The organism is Streptococcus gwangjuensis (genome assembly GCF_028156745.1).
Taxonomy (GTDB): domain Bacteria; phylum Bacillota; class Bacilli; order Lactobacillales; family Streptococcaceae; genus Streptococcus; species Streptococcus gwangjuense_A.
Map to the genome: position 1 here is coordinate 1 of NZ_JAODJG010000021.1, position 17,964 is coordinate 17,964.

Genomic DNA, 17,964 nt, shown 5'->3' on the forward strand with positions numbered 1-17,964 from the left:
ACGATTGAGCTTCCTGCACGTTTGCTTGTAGAAAAAGGCAAAATTGTGAAAAATGATTTCCATCAAATTGACTTTGGAAATGCCTTTGTCTCTAATTTGGTAACTTTGCAAGTTCCTGACTTGAAACCTGAAAAACACGCTGTGGATCAGAAAGATGATAAGAAGATTCGTGATGGTCAAGAAATTAAAATTGGTGAATATTTACGCTATTTCCTTGATGGTGTAACTGTTCCTGCTAAACATGATACACTTTATCAGTATGATGGTATTGATAAGCTAGATGTGAAGCATGATCGCTATACTGGCAACTGGAAGGGTATCATTCGAGGTACAGAATATGTTGCCGAAAAAGAGCTTACATTGCCTTATGATGTAGTCTTGTCTAACGGAAAAGTGGTTAAGGCAGGAGACAAGATTGCTAAAGGCTCTGCGTATGCCTTCCAATTTGAGTTTGACCAAAGTACAAACTCTAACTTTATCAAGAAGATTGTTAAAGTAACATGGAATGAGAAAGAAGGTAAGTGGGCTTACACTATTGACAAAGATTTCTTGAACTCTCTAGGAGTGAAAGGTACGTTTGACGCTGATTTTTATATTGAAGTCGAACGTATTGCAGCTGGGAAGGTTGAAAATACCTTTATCAATACAGTCAATTTACAAGAGATGACGGCTAAAGTGACAACCACAACGCCAGAACCTCCAAAACCAGAGCCTAAAGAACCACACAAGCCACAAGCATCACTTCCAAATACAGGAACAGCAGCAAGCATGCTTCCAGTTGTGGGAATGATTTTGGGATTATTGAGTCTTGCAGGTCTTCGTAAGTATAAAAAATAGAACATCTAGAAATTCCCCCTCATCTATGGTATAATGAAGCCATAAAAAAGAGGGGGAAGAGAGATGAGAAAGGACACGAAAATGGATGCACATGTGACTAGAAGTGGATACAGATACTATACCCCAACTAAAACAAAATCAGAAGTAACCAAACCTGAAGAAGAGAAGAAGTGGAAAAAAGGCCTGCGTTGGCTAGGGAAAGCCACCTGGTTAGGAATAAAGAACCTACCGAGTGTGATTGCGAGAGCTGCCGTTTTGATGGTTGCGACTCCACTCATGTTTCTTCTCTTTATCTTTAATCTGATTAAGAGCTTGATTGCAACAGCAATTGGTTGGTTTGTGTTTAAGATTGTATCTTTCTTCGTAATAGGTTTTGGATTACAGGGATATGTTTTCCTAACTAAGCAGAACATTCCTGCTCCAGAATGGTTTAATAATCTGATGACAGATTTTGTTTTCCCTCACGGTGTTCCAATCTATTACTGGTGGGAAACGACTATTATCGTTGTCTTAGCTGTAATTACAGCCCTCTCTCTAACCTTTCGTCCAGAGGATGAAATATAGTATTAAATAAACAAAGTAGGTACTAGGAATCTTTCTTAGTACCTTTTTTATAAAAGAAAGTGAGAAAAAAATAATGGATGCAGTTGTAGATTTTATTAACAAAATTGGAAATATCGGTGGGATTATCGGTATTGGATGGGCCGCTTGGGGAGCCTGGGATTTAGCCGTCGGAATCAAACGTGAATTGGATGATAAGAAAGATAAAGGAATTCAAAGTTTGATTTTAGGTGCTCTTCTTGGTGCCGTTCTGAAAGCCCTTTTTACAGCCTTGGCAACAGGTCTTCAATCTCTTGGCTAGTATGAGGAAGAAAAAGGAGGTGGTTGTATGAACCAATCCACACTTGATCAACTAACCATGAGTCTAAAAGACTATAATGCGACAGCTTATCAGCTGATGGAGACTGTTTCGGGTTCGATGGAGAAGGTAGCCATTTTGCTTCTTCTCCTTTTTATGGGGATCAACCTCATGAACTGGCACCAGCATCTTAAAAGCAATGGTGGGGAGTTATCTTTTCAGCTTTGGATTGAAGAAATCCTCAAGTATGCCATCGCACTCTTTTTAATCCTCTATGTGGATGCGATTTTTGATGCCTTAACTTGGTTGTTTAATGTCATTATCAAATCTATTGCTAGTTTGGGAATTAAAGAGATAAAAAATGATGCTGAGTTTAGTTGGACAAATTTAAACTGGATGGCTAAGTCAATGCTACAGTTTGTTTATAATGTCGTTGACTTTATCGGGCAAATCTCGACTAAGTTGTTGATCTTGTTGCGTTCCTTTACGCTTTATACGTATAAGGGAATCGCTAAAATTATTGTCGCTTGTTATATGGTAGATAGCTTACGTCCGATCTGCCTTGGCTTCTTTAAGCTCTATGCTGCTGCTGTCCTTCAGGGATTGATTTTAGTGGTTGTGATCATGCTTTATCCAGCTATTGTAACTAACGATCTTTTGACAGTTGATAAAACTGGAGCCTGGACAAGTGCCTTAGTTTCCATAGCTAAAGGAATTATTTATATCATGATGCTATTTGGCAGCCAGCGCATGGCCAAGAATATCATGCAGGTGAACTAGATTATGGTATAATAAGGAGAGAATGCTGAAGGAGAGATGGTATGGCTGTTTCGAAGTTTTATGCAGTATGGCGGAAAGAATCCAGAGAAGAAGAGATTGTGAATGCTTTTCAAGCACTCGCTCTAAAGGGGCGAGCACAAATTATTACGACGCCGAAAGAACAGGCGACTCTTTTTGATTTGGAAACGGGTCTCAAGGTTAATCCAAGAAGTAGCCAGAAAAAAGATGGTCGCTATGTAGGTCAACCATACTTTAGTTACTATCCAGGTGAAGAGAGCCCGTTAAAGGGGTTAGAAAGTAGCTTTGAGTATTCCTCTGAGCTGAATGCTTTTATCGAGGCTTTCAAGACTATTGAGAAATTTCAGATTGAATATGACAATCATACGGCTTATATTTTTCCTAAAGCTATTTCTCCGATGCAACGGATTGTATTTGAAGATGAAGACTTTGTTATTCTAAAGCTCTTGATTGATATCGATGAGACTTATCCTTATTCTGAATACTACCGTTTAAATGGTCAACTAGGTATCGAATTTTATAAAACGAGAAGACCAGAACCTGTTAAACGGATAAAATTAGCTAAAGAAGGTATTCCCTTGTTTGAAGCCAAGGCTCATTTCCCTAAGTCTACTAAGATTTATGTACCTGAAGAATTTACTTCATCTGAACAGGTTAAAAGTGTTGCTGATAGAGTGAGGAAAGTTTATCAGGAAACAAACTATAAACTGTATGGGAATTTTGATAAATACCACATAGAAGCATTTGTCTTTTTAGATGACAATGAAAGGAAGTACCACACATTGAAAACGTATGAAGAACAGTGTCAGGAATTGCAGGCAAAAATTGAGAAGTTGGAAGAGAACTTCAATCAAAAAACTGAGAAAGTCAACCAGCTGAGAAAAGAAATTAAGCAAGCCGAAACAATCTTGAGAAACTATCACGAAGAGGAGGAGTATTACAAGAAGTTAGAAAAGGATAATCAAAAACTAGAATCAGATAAACAAAGATTGAAGCAGGAAAAAGGAGAAATTATCTCTAAAAATCAACGTCTAACCAATGAATCACAACGTTTACGTAGACTGAAAAATGTAGCAGAAGAGAAGATAGAGTATTTACAAAAACGATCGTTCTGGCAAAGACTTCTCAATAAATAAAAATAGTAGGTAATGAAACAGTTCTAAAGAAGAGCTGTTTTTTTGATGGAAAGGATAAAGTATGAATTTAGAAGAACTCAAGCAACGGCGAGATGAGCTTGTGCAAGACAATGCTTGGATGGATAATTTAATTAAGGAAAAAGAGGAAGAGTTATGGGAATTGAAGGTAAGAGGTATTGCAGCTTCTGAGCTAGCGAGATCGGCATTGGAATCTGCTTTACGCTCTGCAGGAATTGTAGATACCTTTTACGGCCCAGATAATGGAAAGAAAGGAACAGAATGACACGTTTAGGCAGTGAATTTTTAAAGGCTTTAGATAGCTACGAAAGGCCAGTTTTAGGGTATATGACACTGAGACAGTTAGTGCTACTATTTGGTATCGCATTGACAGTAGTTGTCACAACCATCCTCTATTGGCTGAAGGCACCTGATACTATTCTTTATGGCGTTGATATTTTGTTATTAGCGCCTTTTGTTATTTTCGGGTGTTATTTCGATGAGAAAATTAAAGATAATGTTCGTTTCATGTTAACCAAGCAGGAACGCTCTTATCAGACAGATTATGACAGAAAGGAATACACAAGAAATGAATTTATTCGGCCGAAAGAAAACCCCGAAACTCTCTAAGGAGGAACGGGAACGGGCCAAACGTCTAAGACGTACCATGACGGCATCTACACAGAATAGTCTTAATTATCAATGGTTGATGCCTGATGGCCTCATGAAAATTACAAATGATCAATTTTCAAAGACCTATCGCCTAGGTGATACAAGCTATATTACTGCAACAGATGATGAGCGAATTGATATTATTGAAACAAGCGCTGATATTTTTAATTCGCTGGACATTGACAATGATATGCAGCTATTGATCCTGAATCGTAGGGTAGAAAGCAATAGCTTATCTTCTATTCGCTATGATTTGGTTGGAGACGGATATGATGATTATCGTAAAGAATACAATGCGATGATCAATGATCGTTTTTCTCAGGAACAAAACACCTTCAAGGTAGAAAAATATCTGACGATTACTACCCAAACAGACCAGGATCATCAAGCTAGAAGAATCCTTGATGATACAGCCAGCGTTATTGAAAGTCAATACAGTGGCTTAGGAATCTCCTTTAAGGAGTTAGAGGGATTGGATCGTCTTCTTATCTTCCGAAAACTCTTGAGGCGAGAAGGTTTTATTGATTTTAACTATGAAGACATCGCTATTTCTGGATTATCCACCAGGGACTTTGTAGCTCCAAACTATCTGAAGTTTGAAAAAGATCATATGAAAATTGATGATTGTTTCGCAAGGGTGATGTATGTTAGACAATATCCTACCTTCTTGAATGACAAACTGATTAAGAATATCCTGGATACAGGAATTGAACTGGCTATCAGTCTGCATGCGAAGCCCTATGATACTGCAGATGCACTGAAGAAAATCAAGACAGTTAAGTCAAGTGTACGTAGGGAAATGATCAAAAGTCAGAAGGCTGCCGCAAAAGAAGGTTATGGAAGTGACCTGGCGGTTGGTGGGAAAGCTGTGGAGACATCTCGCGAAACAGAGAAATGGACTGAAGAACTCCAGGACAATGACCAAAAAATGTTTTCAGGTGTGATGACGATTTTCTTCATAGCTGACACTCTGGAAGAGTTGAATATCTACACAGAGCAGGTTCAACGATCTGTCCGTAAGAATACGGTAGAACTGGATAAGTGTTACTTGTACCAGGAAGAATCCTTGAATACCATTCTACCGATTGGAATTCCATTTATCAACGTAAAACGCCGTTTTATGAGAGATATGACTACCAGTAACTTGGCCACACAAGTCCCATTTACCAACGTAGATCTTCGATCTAACAGTCCACGTGCAATTTATTATGGCCAGAATCAGCTATCAAAGAACGCTATCACAGTTGACCGTAAGAAAGACTTGAATACAGGTTCAGGTTGTATCTTTGGGACTTCAGGATCAGGAAAATCTGTTCTTGCTAAAGGAGGAGAGATTATTCCTACGACTCTACGTTATCCTGAAGATAATATTATTATCGTCGATCCTGAAGATGAGTACACTGGTATTGGTCGAGAATTGGGTGCAGAAATTATCACAATCGCTCCTGGATCGCAACATCACTTTAATTTGTTGGATCTACCTGATAAGGACAAATTACAGGCAGAAGATAGTGACCCGATTGGCCAAAAATCAAACCTCTTATCAACCTTGTTTGAGAATATATTCTCTGAGGTATCAGACGATGAATTTGCGATGATTGACCGTGTAACGAGAAAGACCTATGAGGAATTTGAAAAACCAACATTTAAGGATTGGCAAGCAGTTTTAGAACGTCAACCTGAAGCCGTAGCTAAGGATCTGGCGCTGAAGGCAGAACCTTATACTATCGGTTCAAATGATATCTTTGCTCATCCTACAAATGTCAATATGAATAGTCGCTTTATTATCTTCAATCTCAAGCAGTTGAGTGGTAAATTGAAGCCATTTGCTCTCCTGGTGATTCAGGACTTCATCTGGAATCAGGTAGTCAATAACCAAGGTAGATCCATTACATGGTTGTACTTTGATGAGTTGCAGCTATACTTCAAAAATAAACTGCAAGCAACCTTCTTTACAGAACTATACTCACGTATTCGTAAGTACGGGGCTATTCCAACAGGGATTACACAGAATCCAGAGACTGTTTTATCTACAGAGGAAGGTAGAAAGCTAGTCGCAAACTGTGAGTTTCTAGCCCTCCTGAAGCTGAAGCGGACAGACTTAGAAGCCCTGGAGCAGGTAATCCCTCTTACGCCTTCGTTGGAGCGATTTGTCTTGCGACCAAAAGCAAAAGGTACGGGTTTGATTGTGGCTGGAGATACAATTGTTCCATTTGAAAACCCTATTCCTAAAGATACTAAACTCTATCAATTGGTTGCGACAGATAGTTAAAAAATAGAAAGAGAGGTGATATCTTTTGTTTGAAAGTGATCCTAAACAATTAAAACAGGAGCGCAAGAGGAGAATCAAAGAAGGATCATACCTCAATAATAAAAAAGCTCCTAAAGAAGCACGTTTAGACTCAAGAGTTGCATTTAAAGAAGCTAAGAAGAATTATCGCTTAGCGAACAAAGATTATAAATTACACAAAGGACCTCAAGCAACAGCTAGAGGTCTTTTCTTTAAGCAACAACGTGATCGAGCAAAGTTGGAAAAACAAATTGCCACAACGCTCTATAAACGAGCTAAAAAGGCAGATGATAGTTATATTCCTAACCGCCTGAAGAAACGTGCAAAACAAAGTGCCCGAATGAAAGCGAGACACGACGTTGAGAAGACAGTCAGAGATAATGAGATTCTTGGAGACTGGGTTCAGGCTAGGCAAAATATTCGTCAATTTAAGTACCAGGTAAACACCTCTAAAAGAGCGTTAAATGCTGTAGGAAAATTATCCAAGTATTCAATCAAGCACAGCTATGGACAGCTCAATAAAAGCTATAATTTCATCAGAGGGCGAGGGTATACTCGAACACCAAAAGAGTTCTCCTGGGAAGGAAAACTCAGCAAAAAAATGAAACATGCCAAAAAGCGACTGGGACGTTCAAAGTTTGGGAAGGCATCAAAACGTACAGGAAAAGTCTTAAAGTTTTCGTCAAAAATACTACGTTCGATTTTAACAAATCCTTTAGCTGTCAAGTCCTATTTCTTAATGTTTATCATCTTTGCAGTATTTGGGATATTTATGTCTGTTTTTGGAGGGAGTGGTCCAGTCCAACAAAATGAATTTGACTTGAACAAATCCTGGCTTCAAATCAGTAAACGTGATAGAGAGAAGTCAAATGATAAGGTTGACTATTGGACGAACATCGATGATATGCTCTTTTTCATGAACTTTCGCTACGGTAGTGATTGGAAGCCAGAGAGTTCCTGGAAAGATGGAACAGGTGGTGAATGGGCTGGGACATTAGGTTTTAATCACTATTCTGATGCCTTGAATGATCTTTGGAATCATTTGAATGATGACCCTCACAATTTGAAGAAGATGGCTGACTTATATGGCCCCTCGTCAGATCTCAAGTGGACTAAGTTGAGTGATAGCGAGTTAGAAGAGTATAAAGAGCTAGAGGAGTTGACTAAAGAAGTTGGTCGATACCCCTCTTATCAAGAACTAGCTAATCCATTTTACCAGGAAGACGATCCTTCTTATCAAGCTCCTCTAGTTATCCTGAAGAGATTTGGTTATACCTCTAAGAGTGAAATTTATGAAAAAACACAACTAAAAGCTTCAACAGGACAAGCTCTAAGAGCTCCTATTGACGGTCAAGTCAGTGTGACAGATGATATGACTGTATCCATCAAAACAGATAAAGCCATCTTTACTTATGAAGAGGTAGGAAATATCCGTGTTTCTGACGGTGATCAGGTCAAAGCTGGAGATGAGGTTGGGAAGGTAACGGCAAATGGTTACCAGATCATTCAGTATCAAAAATTGGAGGAAAAAGCGACAAAGGATAAGAAAGAAAAGTGGACATCAGTTAATCCAGGCTTTTACTTTCAATCTGTCACGTACAATCAGACAACCTCAGTCATTACCACACTTAATGGCGATTTGGGGCAAAAATCACGAGCGATAAAAGATTACTTGAAGCAAAAGGTACCAGGGCTGACAGATAATGGTTTGGCAGCCATGCTTGGGAACTTTGCAACTGAAAGTAATATCAATCCTAAACGTGCTGAAGGAGACTATCTTAGCCCACCAGTAGGGGCTGATTCTTCTTCATGGGATGATGAGTCATGGTTAGCTATAGGAGGACCAGCGATTTATAACGGAAGATACCCAAATATTCTTCGACGAGGTTTAGGATTGGGACAGTGGACAGATACAGCGGATGGCTCCACGAGACATACTCTATTATTAAACTATGCAAAATCTAAGAATAAGAAGTGGTATGATTTGGAACTGCAACTGGATTTTATGTTGGAGGGGGATACTCCTTACTATATCACAGGACTAACTTCAATTCTAACTAGTACAGAGGATGTAGAGACGCTTACAGAGCGTTTCCTGGTTAATTGGGAAGGAAACTCTGGAGATAAGGTCTTAGAGCGCCAGAATAATGCTAAGCAGATCCACGCTTTTCTTACTCAACAAGTTCGAGGAGGTGGAGCGTTAGCATCTTCCTGGAATTTCCCTGCCGAGTATCAGTCAAAAGTGGAGCACCCTCCTACACAAGCTTCTATGACTACACAACAAGGAAGCGGCTACCCAGTTGGTCAATGTACTTGGTATGCGTATAATCGTTTAGTTGAACTAGGAACGATTACAGACTTATCAGGGTCCTATGGTTACCTTGGAAATGGTCAGGATTGGGTAACAAGCCTAGTCGCAAAAGGATGGAAGTACAGTACGTCACCAACGAGAGGGGCTGTTGTATCAATTCTAGGTGGATTTGGTGGGACACCAGGTGGATACGGTCATGTTGCGATTGTGGAAGCTGTGAACCTAGACGGTTCATTCCTAGTTTCGGAATGTAATGTCCAAGGTGTACAGGATAAGGTCCATTTTCGTGTTCTCTATCCAGCTGACTACTATACATTTGCGACACCGAATTAAAAAAGAAAGAAGGTAAATCATGAAAATGATAGATATGGAGAAATTGAAACTCCTGAAAGTAGGAGGAATCCTTATAGGAGTTGTGCTAGTTCTAGGATTCGTATTCTGGATTGGAGCAGCAACCTCATCACAAAAGAAAGCTAAACAGGAAGCTGAAACTACGCAACAAGAAACCAAAGCAGAGGGAAGCGAACTAACGCAAGAATATGTAAAGGAATTCTTGACGGCTTACTTCAATAAGCAGGATCTGGGAGAAAATAGAAATCGCTATTTGCCCTATATGACAGAAGCTGCTTACAATCAGGAAGTGAACTCTGAAGAAGAACCAACGGTACAAACCTATAAGGGCTATGTAGTGGATACACAGATGAGGTCTTCTACCATCTACATCGATCAAGAAAACCATGTTGCCCTAGCTCAAGTGAGATACACTCAGACACAGTTACAGAAGAAGTATGATTATACTAACGCCCAAACAAACGTAGGATCTTCAAGAACCATACGGATTCGCTTCAGCAAGCAAGATGGGAAATACCTGGTAAATCATATTGACCCCATTTTGATTGTGGACAGCTTGAACACCAGCGAAAAGGCGAGTATTCCATCGTTAAACAAACCAATCACTAACCAAACACAAAGTACAGAAGGGAAAAAGGAACAATGACAAAATTAGAAACTTTGGAAAAACAAAAACAGAAAGCGGAAGACCGCTTAGCTGACTATATGGCCAAGGCCAAGAAGGAAGAAGAGAAACTGCAGCAGCTAGAAACTCAAATCATTCTGGCCAAACATGAGGAACGGTCAAACTACTTGGCCGAACATAATTTAACCTGGGCTGATATTGAAACAGCTCTTGCTGAAGGAAAATTGAAAGGAGCTGAAAAACATGTACCGTTTAACCAATCTGACACAAAACACGACCACAACGTATAAGAATCGAGACCTTGTGTATCAAGCCCTGGAGCGAGAAAATGCCAAGGTTAAGCATGAGGGGGCAGAGGCCGTTTTATTGGTAGAGGAACTGGATAAAAAGAATGTAGTGATCTACCAAGAAGATGTCTATTTGCCGTTTGAGGGAATTGTGGATAGCCTCTTCCTGAAGCCTGGTACGTTGAATCACCAGGAGGCCCCAGCAAAAGAAGCAAAAAACTCTTTCTTTAAGCGCCAGCCTGAAACAAAACATGTAGAGAAGACTCCTGAAGAGAAAGCTAAAGCCACTTCCTTGAAACATGAAACTCCCAAACCTCGAACCTCTTCTAAACGCTCTTTTTGGGTGTATTTAGGAAGAGTTCTGGTGTTGTTTGGTCTAGTAGGAAGTCTGACACTTGCTGGCTTATCCCTTACGCTAGTTTACCATCAAGAAAAGCAACTCTCGGCCTTGTCCAAGGAACTTTCAAATCTAAAAACTATTCAGTCAAAAACAGGAGAACTAGATGCCTTTTCACGTTACTTTTTGCCAGCCCTTTACTCTGATAAAGGGAAAATGACTGATTTCGTAGCTCCTCAATTAACGATAGATAGACAAGCAGGTCAACTGCAGTCTGTGATTTTGGAATCTAGCTTGATTGTTGATGAAACAACTTATCAGCTAACCTATGTAGTGGCCGTGAAAGACGGTGAGAATAGAAGTCAGAAACGCTTGGTAGTTACTGTGAAGGAAGAACCTTCAGCACCTTACGGATTCCAGGTTATTGCTAAGCCAGAACTATCCAATTATCCAAAATAAAGGAGGTCTTACATGGATCAAGAAAAAGTCAGTCATTCTCTGGCTTTAAAAGGAAAAGTTACTCTGGAGATGACGATACAAGCTCTGTATGCCCTCGCAAAAGCCCATTATGACAAGAAACAACATAAGGCGGCAAATCGAACTTTTGAAGGGGAGACGCTATTCAATGACTTTATGGCCACAAAATCAAAAAAAGATGTCGAGAAGTTATTAAATAGTGAAGTTCACTTGGCTAAGTTGAAGCATTACCTGGAGGAGTATAAGGTAGGTTTTACTTATCATCAAAAAGATGGTACAAACTATCTCTTCTTTGAAACAAAAAATCGCACCTTGGTAGAAAAGGCTCTCAAAGAGATGTTGGCAGATATCACGAAAAGCCCAGAAAAATTGGAAGAGTTTGCGAAAAAGGTGCTGAAGAAACCACATGAAATGACTCCTGAAGATAAAATCAATTACTATAAGACAAATAAGGTCTATAAAGGAACGATGCCAGTAGTTACGAAGGAGATTGGGAAGGAGAAGACACGATGATTAGAAAACCTATATGGCCCTACCTGGTGGTGGGGCTATTTTCATTTGTTATTTTCCAGTCCTTTTACCATTACTACCAACTTTCGACTGCAGCAGTGCCTTTCATGGGAATGTTGCGGCTTCGTTGGTTGATAGAACACTGGGAACGCTTCTCTTTTGGTGTTTTCTTTGATTCAGGAGCCTTATATGCAGGGTTGATCGGATTCGGCCTCCCACTGCTTGTCTATGCTTCTATGGATAAGAATTTATATCGTCAGGGAGAAGAGCAAGGTAGTGCTCGTTTTGCGACTTTGAAGGAAATGAGACGGTTTGAAGACGTTGATTTTGAGAAGAATATGATTTTTTCAAAACAAGTTAAAATGGGCTTATTTAACTTTCGCTTAGCCTACAATGTTCAGCTCAATAAAAATGTGATTGTCATTGGTCTTCCAGGAGATGGTAAAACCTTTACTTTTGTATTGCCAAATTTAATGCAGATGAACTCAAACTTTGTTGTGACGGATCCTAAAGGAAACCTGGTACACGAAGTTGGGAAGATGCTTGAGAAAACTGGCTATGCCGTTAAAATCTTTGATTTGATTCGGCTCAAGAATTCAGATCGGTTTAATCCTTTTCATTACATGAAGTCTGAGCTAGATATTGATCGTATTTCTGAAGCAATTACTGAGGGAACAAAGAAGAGTGAGCATACTGGAGAAGACTTCTGGGTTCAAGCAGAGTTGATGCTGCAACGTGCATTGATTGGTTATCTCTATTTTGACTCTAAGGATCCTGAAACTGGAGTCCAGTTATATATGCCAAACCTAGGCCACGTTGCGGATCTATTAAGAAATATGTATCGAGAGGATCCAGATGTACCAAGCCCTGTCGAGCAGATGTTTGAAGAACTGAACGAACATCAACCTAACAACTATGCTTATAAACAGTGGAAATTATTCCAAAATTTCAGAGGCGAGACAAGAAACAGTGTGGTAGCGATTTTGTCTTCTCGTTATTCTATCTTCGACCACGAAGATGTCCGAAACTTGATTAGTGAGGATACCATGGAAATGGATACCTGGAATACGAAAAAGACAGCTGTTTTTATTGCTATTCCTGAAACCAATAACGCCTTTAATTTTCTTTCCTCAATCTTGTTTGCGATTGGTTTTGAGGTTCTTACACATAAGGCTGATGATATCTTGCAAGGGAAAGTACCTGGCTACAGTAGAAAAAATCTTCGCCACATTCAATTTATCTTCGATGAGTTTGCACAAATTGGCCGTATTCCAAACTTCGCCCAGGTCCTCTCTTCTATTCGTAGTCGTGAGATGTCTATTAAGATTATCATCCAAGCTGTCAATCAGCTAGAATCACTTTATAAAAGTGATTGGAAGACCATCTTTAATAACTGTGCTACTCACCTATTTTTAGGGACAAATGACAAGGATACGATGGAATACTATTCTACAAGGTCAGGTAAGCAGACTATACGCACTCGATCCACCTCAAAATCGCATAGTTATCGTAATGGATCATCAAGTGAAAATAAACAAATTCAAGGCCGTCCCCTTCTAACTCCAGATGAAGTCGCAAGAATTGGGGTAGAAGAAGGATTGGTCTTTATTTCTAAACAAAATGTCTTCAGAGATAAAAAAGCAAGTGTCTATGATCATCCTAGAAAAGATGAGATTGCAAGTTCCCCTGAAGACAAAGAAAACTGGTACGAATACACTCGAAAAGGAACAGACATCGACGGCTTGCTTTTATATGCCAACGATTTGACTCCGCAGCTAAAAGAGTTATTCGTGGCCTAACATACAGAAAGGATAGTAGGATGGAAACACCTAAAACACAATTAGGATACCTGGAGAGTATCTCGCAGGTTCTAGCATTAAAGCTAGAAAATTTAGCCACAGAACGTTATGCTATTTGGCAGCTACTTATACAGGCAGATGAGGAGAGTTTTTATCAATTAGCTCCTCATCTTTTTGTGACAACGAATCAGGAAGATCCATTAGTTGTTAGTGAACTAGATGCAACTCCTGAGGGTTATCTTTTATTCAAGGAATTGGTCGAGGAGGAAACAGGATGGTTTTAACAAAAGCACAGGCAAAATCGCTGGATATTTTAGAAGTAGCTCGTAGTCTCGGAATGGAAATGAAGAGAAAGTCACACCGAGAGTATTACTGGGCCGAGCATGACTCGTTTAAGATTGATACTGTGAAAAATACCTGGCATTGGTATTCTCAAAACCTATTTGGCGATACTATCAATCTCGTGCAACAAATGCAAAATGTCAGCTATAAAGATGCTATGGTATTCTTGGAGACAGGTTCCTTTCCTGAAGCAAAACCAGTAGAGGAAGCGCGAAAACCCTTCAACTATACACTAGCGCCTTACGAACAACCATTTGTGGAGGCGAGAGCCTATCTTAAGGAGATTAGAGGTCTCTCTGATGATACAATCGACTTCTTCCTTGAGAAGGGAGTAATTGCTCAAGCTAAACGTAAGGACAAAGAGGGCGTTATAGAAGACGTATTAGTTTTTAAATACTTGGATAGAAATCAGCAACTGGTAGGTGCGAGCCTTCAGGGACTTGTTCCTGATCAAGAACGTCATCCAGGTAAGGGCTACTTGAAACAAATCATGTATCAATCAGAGGCTATCAGTGGCTTAAACGTTTCTATAGGCTCTCCTGAGCGTTTAATTGTGACAGAGGCACCAATTGACCTTATGAGCTATTATGAGCTTCATAAGGGCGAATTAAACGATGTTCGACTAGTTGCGATGGAAGGATTGAAAGAGGGAGTATTATCCCACTATGTTCTTGAAATGTTACAGGATCGAGGGGAGATTGCGATGGATGAAAGGGATTATACCAAGTCTAGCGAACTAACACGTACCTCGAGATTCCTATCTGTTGCAGCGGAAACCTCCACACTTTTCCAAGATCACAAATACGATGATCTCATCACGTTGGCAGTTGATCGTGATAAAGCAGGTACAGACTTTATCACCAAACTACGGGAGAAGAAAATCCCAGTTATCGATGCAAGACCACCACAACGTGAAGGTCAGGAGAAGACAGACTGGAATGAGATTCTGAGGCAGGAAAAACAAATGGAGAAGACTGAGGAAATTCACTCATCAAGTTCTTTTCCTGATACCAGCCACCTTTCTCCTGAAGATGCAGCGTGGTTGAAGGAAAACTGGAATAATATAGGTTTTTCAGTAGAGCCTAGAAAACAAATGGTTATTGATTCGGACAAAACAGTGACCTATGAAAAACCTTCCAATCCTCTTGGAGATGGTAGGGAGCCCAAAAAACAAATTCAGAGCACAGAAAAAGCTCCTGAGAGTTCCCAGGAGCAAATGAATGATAGGGCCAGTGGTGGAGAGGGCTATTCACAGCATGATGCTGTAGGCAGTGCCGAACCTGAAGCTGAATTATCAGCAACCTTTGAGCAAACTGTTGCCAGTCACCCGACATCACCCTATCGTTACTTACATTTTAGCACAACTTTTGAGGAAGTGCAACGAAGACAATCGAAATACCATCCAATTACAGCTGATGATTTGAAAAGAATGAATCAGTACGCTGGTTCTATTCAGAAATCATCTCAATGGTATTTAGAGGAATTAGCGAATAGTAAAATCTATTATTTCTATTCCAATAATGGAGAGGTGAGTTTGCTAGATGTTAATTTTAAACGAGAAAACTTTTTACACTTAACAGGAATCAGGCCAGTTGTTCCAGGTAGGAATGCTGGAGATTTTGTAGTCGATTTTGCTGAGGGAAGGGGAGACTATAATCAAATACTGGTTAGTAATAGTCTAAAAGAAAAATTACAAGTTATTCCTATGCTAGAGGATATTCTTGATCCTAAATCGTTTGTTTTGGATAACTTAGACGAAGTGAGAATTGCGCAACGACTTAACTTTTCAGAAGCTATCAAGAGTAAAGACGAGGATTTCTTGCTTCTTTTCAAAGATATAGGAGAAGAACGTGTCCCTGCATCTCTCATGAAAATCAAGAGAGATCTAAAAGTTGATGTAGAGAAAACTAAGGAAAAAGTTATACTTGCTGTCTTTCGTGAACGTGATGGTAATATTGAACAGTTGTCTATCAATGAGGATTATGTCAAGGATAGAGGAAATGAGTTGCAAACCATTTTGAAAGATGGCTTGTTTGAAGAAATCAAGCTTGATACAACTAAGGGAATTGAACAAATAACTCCTGAAAACACACTGAATGGCTTACTACTTGATTCAGCTATGTTTACTCAAGTCCTAGATACTGTCTATAATTTAGGTGTGCCAGGTGACATCTCAAAAACTCCAGAAGAATTTCATCAAGCCTGGAATCAGTATCTTGACTATGCGAAACGGTACAATGATAAATTTGACCAGATTGTTGCTGCAGCTGGAGAAGATCATCTTCTAGACACAAATTCAGATTTTTATAAAGAATGGAAACAAGATCATATCTATAAAGAAAACTACCATGTACGCCTTCAATGGGCTGAGGAGCGCCCAGATGGGCCTAAATTGCCCTTTAAAGAAACAGATCTGATATCTTATCAAGATTTTGCTAGAGAGCTTTACAAGGCCAATCAGAGCTTCTATCCGTTACATCAGGAAGGACTAAAACAAGTGACTGATGGTCGCCCAGAAGGTTACATCTCTCCAACTAAGATCCAGTTTAGTATCTACGCTCCCGATGGTGAACTGATCCAGGATGGCATCCGTTACGATATTGGGAATGAGATTAACCCAATCGCTCACAAAGGAAGACTTGGAACACGAGAAATGAGAGAGTACCCAGAATTGATGAAGATAGATGGGGCCATATTCACTCCGTATCATCTGGAGAGATTGGCGAGTGAGTTAGATATTTCTCAGTTCAGTTACGCTTTAGAAGATACTCTTTACGCAGATCAACTTCTATCCCAACTCCCATTTGGAGATTTGGAAAATAGTCCAATTGGATTTACAGATAGTAGTCATGATGGTCGCCTTGGATTTATCTCTTTTGATGGAATGGATAGTGTTGAGGTCGAAAATCTATCTGCTTGGTTTGAGAAGTTGGGAGTCAAAGACTCACCTATGGAACAATTGGCCCTTATTGAAAAATGGCAAAAAGAAATCAAAGGTTTATCAGAAAAAGTTGAACAAACGATCTCCACAGTCCGAGAAGAATTTGAGAAATCACAAGAGGAAGAAATCAAACTAGAAGAACAAGGCTACAACAAGCAGGAGTTGGAACATGATGCGGATGCTGATGGTGTTTCTGATGAGGAGGAGTTGCTTCAGGGAACGAATCCGTATGATTTTAGATCGAAACCAGGTTCTAAACCAGAGGGCGAGGAGAGTCTACAAGCGGACGAAGTTGTGTTAGCAGCTGGCAGTCTTGCAGTCGCAGATTTTATTCAAAATAAAGATATGGCAGGATTAAGTCGTCATTTTAAAGAAGGGATTAAGGAGTTTCTGGATTCAGATAAGTACAAAGACTATCTAACGAAAATGAGCCAACTAAATAATTATTCTAATCGCAACTTACGCTTAATTCTTGCACAAAATCCTGAAGCAAGGCAAGTAGCTTCTTTCAAGCAGTGGAAAGAAAACTTTGGTCGCTATGTGAAAAAAGGTGAGAAGGCTTTACGTATTTTTAAACCTATGACGAAGATCAAAAATGATGAGAATAACCAACCAATATTGGATAAAAATGGGAAACCAGAAACAGTTACATTCTTTGGTTTGGTACCAGTTTTTGATGTTAGTCAGACAGAAGGAAAGGAGATGCCAAAAGCTGCAGAAGTGAAAGAACAGCTGACTGATTTGGACTATGCAAATCTTTACCGTGCCCTGATGGCTATTGCAAAAGAAAATGATGTATCGGTTCGATTTGAGGAGATGGAAAATAATAAACATGGATATTATTCTGTCCCAGAAAATCAAATTGTTTTACGTAGTAATGAGATGAACAAGGCTCAAATTATTAAAACTTTCTTACATGAGATGGCTCATGCAGAGTTGCATCATGCAGATAATCCTCAAAAAGAAAATCTAACTAGAAGCACTGCTGAACTCCAGGCTGAAAGTGTTGCTTATGTTGTTTCTTCATACTATGGTATTGATACGTCAGAGTACTCCTTTAACTATCTATCTGGGTGGTCTGCTGATAAGGAGACACTTGCTGATTTAGAAGCACAGTTAGATATTGTCCAACAAGAAGCTAAAAGTTTAATGGTTCGGATGGATCAAGCATTGGAACAATTAAGATTGAGTCAGGAGAAACAAACGAAGCGTAGTTTTGAACAAAAACTGGAGAAGTTTAAAGATCAGAGCAAGCAGGCTGTCGAAGATCACAAGCAGGAGTTGAAAGCAGATGCACAATCAAAAAAAGAGAAGGGTTTCTCGAAATGACCGAACGGGACACCCCAAATAAACCCAAGGTCAAATTAAAAACAAATCATCATCAAGGAGGACAAC

General features: G+C 39.6%; 16 protein-coding genes. All 16 read left to right on the forward strand.

All coding sequences use genetic code 11. The annotated features are described in order from the left end of the window. Positions 1-837: LPXTG cell wall anchor domain-containing protein (locus N5909_RS00335; protein WP_271630640.1), on the forward strand; the 837-nt coding region annotated here is incomplete at its 5' end. Between the two features lie 63 nt (positions 838-900). Then, the gene (locus tag N5909_RS00340; protein WP_033681025.1) at positions 901-1,401 is read left to right on the forward strand and encodes a hypothetical protein; all 501 of its coding nucleotides are present in this window, start codon (positions 901-903) and stop codon (positions 1,399-1,401) included. A gap of 73 nt (positions 1,402-1,474) precedes the next feature. After that, positions 1,475-1,699: a hypothetical protein gene (locus N5909_RS00345; protein ID WP_000340303.1), complete on the forward strand. Its 225-nt coding sequence runs from the start codon at positions 1,475-1,477 to the stop codon at positions 1,697-1,699. A gap of 27 nt (positions 1,700-1,726) precedes the next feature. Then, positions 1,727-2,476 carry a hypothetical protein gene (locus tag N5909_RS00350; protein ID WP_033681026.1) on the forward strand — a complete coding sequence of 250 codons (750 nt, stop codon included), beginning with the start codon at positions 1,727-1,729 and terminating at the stop codon, positions 2,474-2,476. A gap of 41 nt (positions 2,477-2,517) precedes the next feature. Next, positions 2,518-3,630: a hypothetical protein gene (locus N5909_RS00355; protein ID WP_033681027.1), complete on the forward strand. Its 1,113-nt coding sequence runs from the start codon at positions 2,518-2,520 to the stop codon at positions 3,628-3,630. 61 nt (positions 3,631-3,691) lie between these two features. Beyond that, a complete protein-coding gene (locus N5909_RS00360) occupies positions 3,692-3,913 on the forward strand; it encodes a hypothetical protein (protein ID WP_001047223.1) in 222 nt (73 codons plus the stop codon). Then, entirely contained in the window at positions 3,910-4,257 is a 348-nt protein-coding gene (locus N5909_RS00365) for a PrgI family mobile element protein (RefSeq protein WP_000197459.1), read from the forward strand. Before N5909_RS00360 ends, N5909_RS00365 begins: the two co-directional genes overlap by 4 nt. Continuing rightward, on the forward strand, positions 4,217-6,571 hold the full coding sequence (locus N5909_RS00370) for a VirB4-like conjugal transfer ATPase, CD1110 family (protein WP_033681029.1): 2,355 nt from the start codon (positions 4,217-4,219) through the stop codon (positions 6,569-6,571). Before N5909_RS00365 ends, N5909_RS00370 begins: the two co-directional genes overlap by 41 nt. A gap of 25 nt (positions 6,572-6,596) precedes the next feature. Further along, the gene (locus tag N5909_RS00375; protein WP_033681031.1) at positions 6,597-9,233 is read left to right on the forward strand and encodes a phage tail tip lysozyme; all 2,637 of its coding nucleotides are present in this window, start codon (positions 6,597-6,599) and stop codon (positions 9,231-9,233) included. Positions 9,234-9,252: 19 nt separating this feature from the next. Beyond that, positions 9,253-9,897 carry a hypothetical protein gene (locus N5909_RS00380; protein WP_271630641.1) on the forward strand — a complete coding sequence of 215 codons (645 nt, stop codon included), beginning with the start codon at positions 9,253-9,255 and terminating at the stop codon, positions 9,895-9,897. Next, positions 9,894-10,166, forward strand: a complete 273-nt coding sequence (locus N5909_RS00385; RefSeq protein ID WP_033681033.1) for a hypothetical protein — start codon at positions 9,894-9,896, stop codon at positions 10,164-10,166. Before N5909_RS00380 ends, N5909_RS00385 begins: the two co-directional genes overlap by 4 nt. Next, positions 10,120-10,959 (forward strand): hypothetical protein, encoded by an 840-nt coding sequence (locus tag N5909_RS00390; RefSeq protein ID WP_033681035.1) that lies wholly within the window; start codon positions 10,120-10,122, stop codon positions 10,957-10,959. Before N5909_RS00385 ends, N5909_RS00390 begins: the two co-directional genes overlap by 47 nt. Before the next feature lie 12 nt (positions 10,960-10,971). Next, on the forward strand, positions 10,972-11,490 hold the full coding sequence (locus N5909_RS00395; protein ID WP_033681036.1) for a hypothetical protein: 519 nt from the start codon (positions 10,972-10,974) through the stop codon (positions 11,488-11,490). Continuing rightward, positions 11,487-13,286: a VirD4-like conjugal transfer protein, CD1115 family gene (locus N5909_RS00400; protein ID WP_033681037.1), complete on the forward strand. Its 1,800-nt coding sequence runs from the start codon at positions 11,487-11,489 to the stop codon at positions 13,284-13,286. The genes N5909_RS00395 and N5909_RS00400 overlap by 4 nt, the downstream gene beginning before the upstream one ends. A 20-nt stretch (positions 13,287-13,306) precedes the next feature. Continuing rightward, positions 13,307-13,570: a hypothetical protein gene (locus N5909_RS00405; protein WP_000449753.1), complete on the forward strand. Its 264-nt coding sequence runs from the start codon at positions 13,307-13,309 to the stop codon at positions 13,568-13,570. Continuing rightward, complete coding sequence (locus tag N5909_RS00410) at positions 13,561-17,898, forward strand: PBECR4 domain-containing protein (protein ID WP_033681038.1); 4,338 nt, start codon at positions 13,561-13,563, stop codon at positions 17,896-17,898. Before N5909_RS00405 ends, N5909_RS00410 begins: the two co-directional genes overlap by 10 nt. The last annotated feature ends 66 nt before the right edge of the window (positions 17,899-17,964 follow it).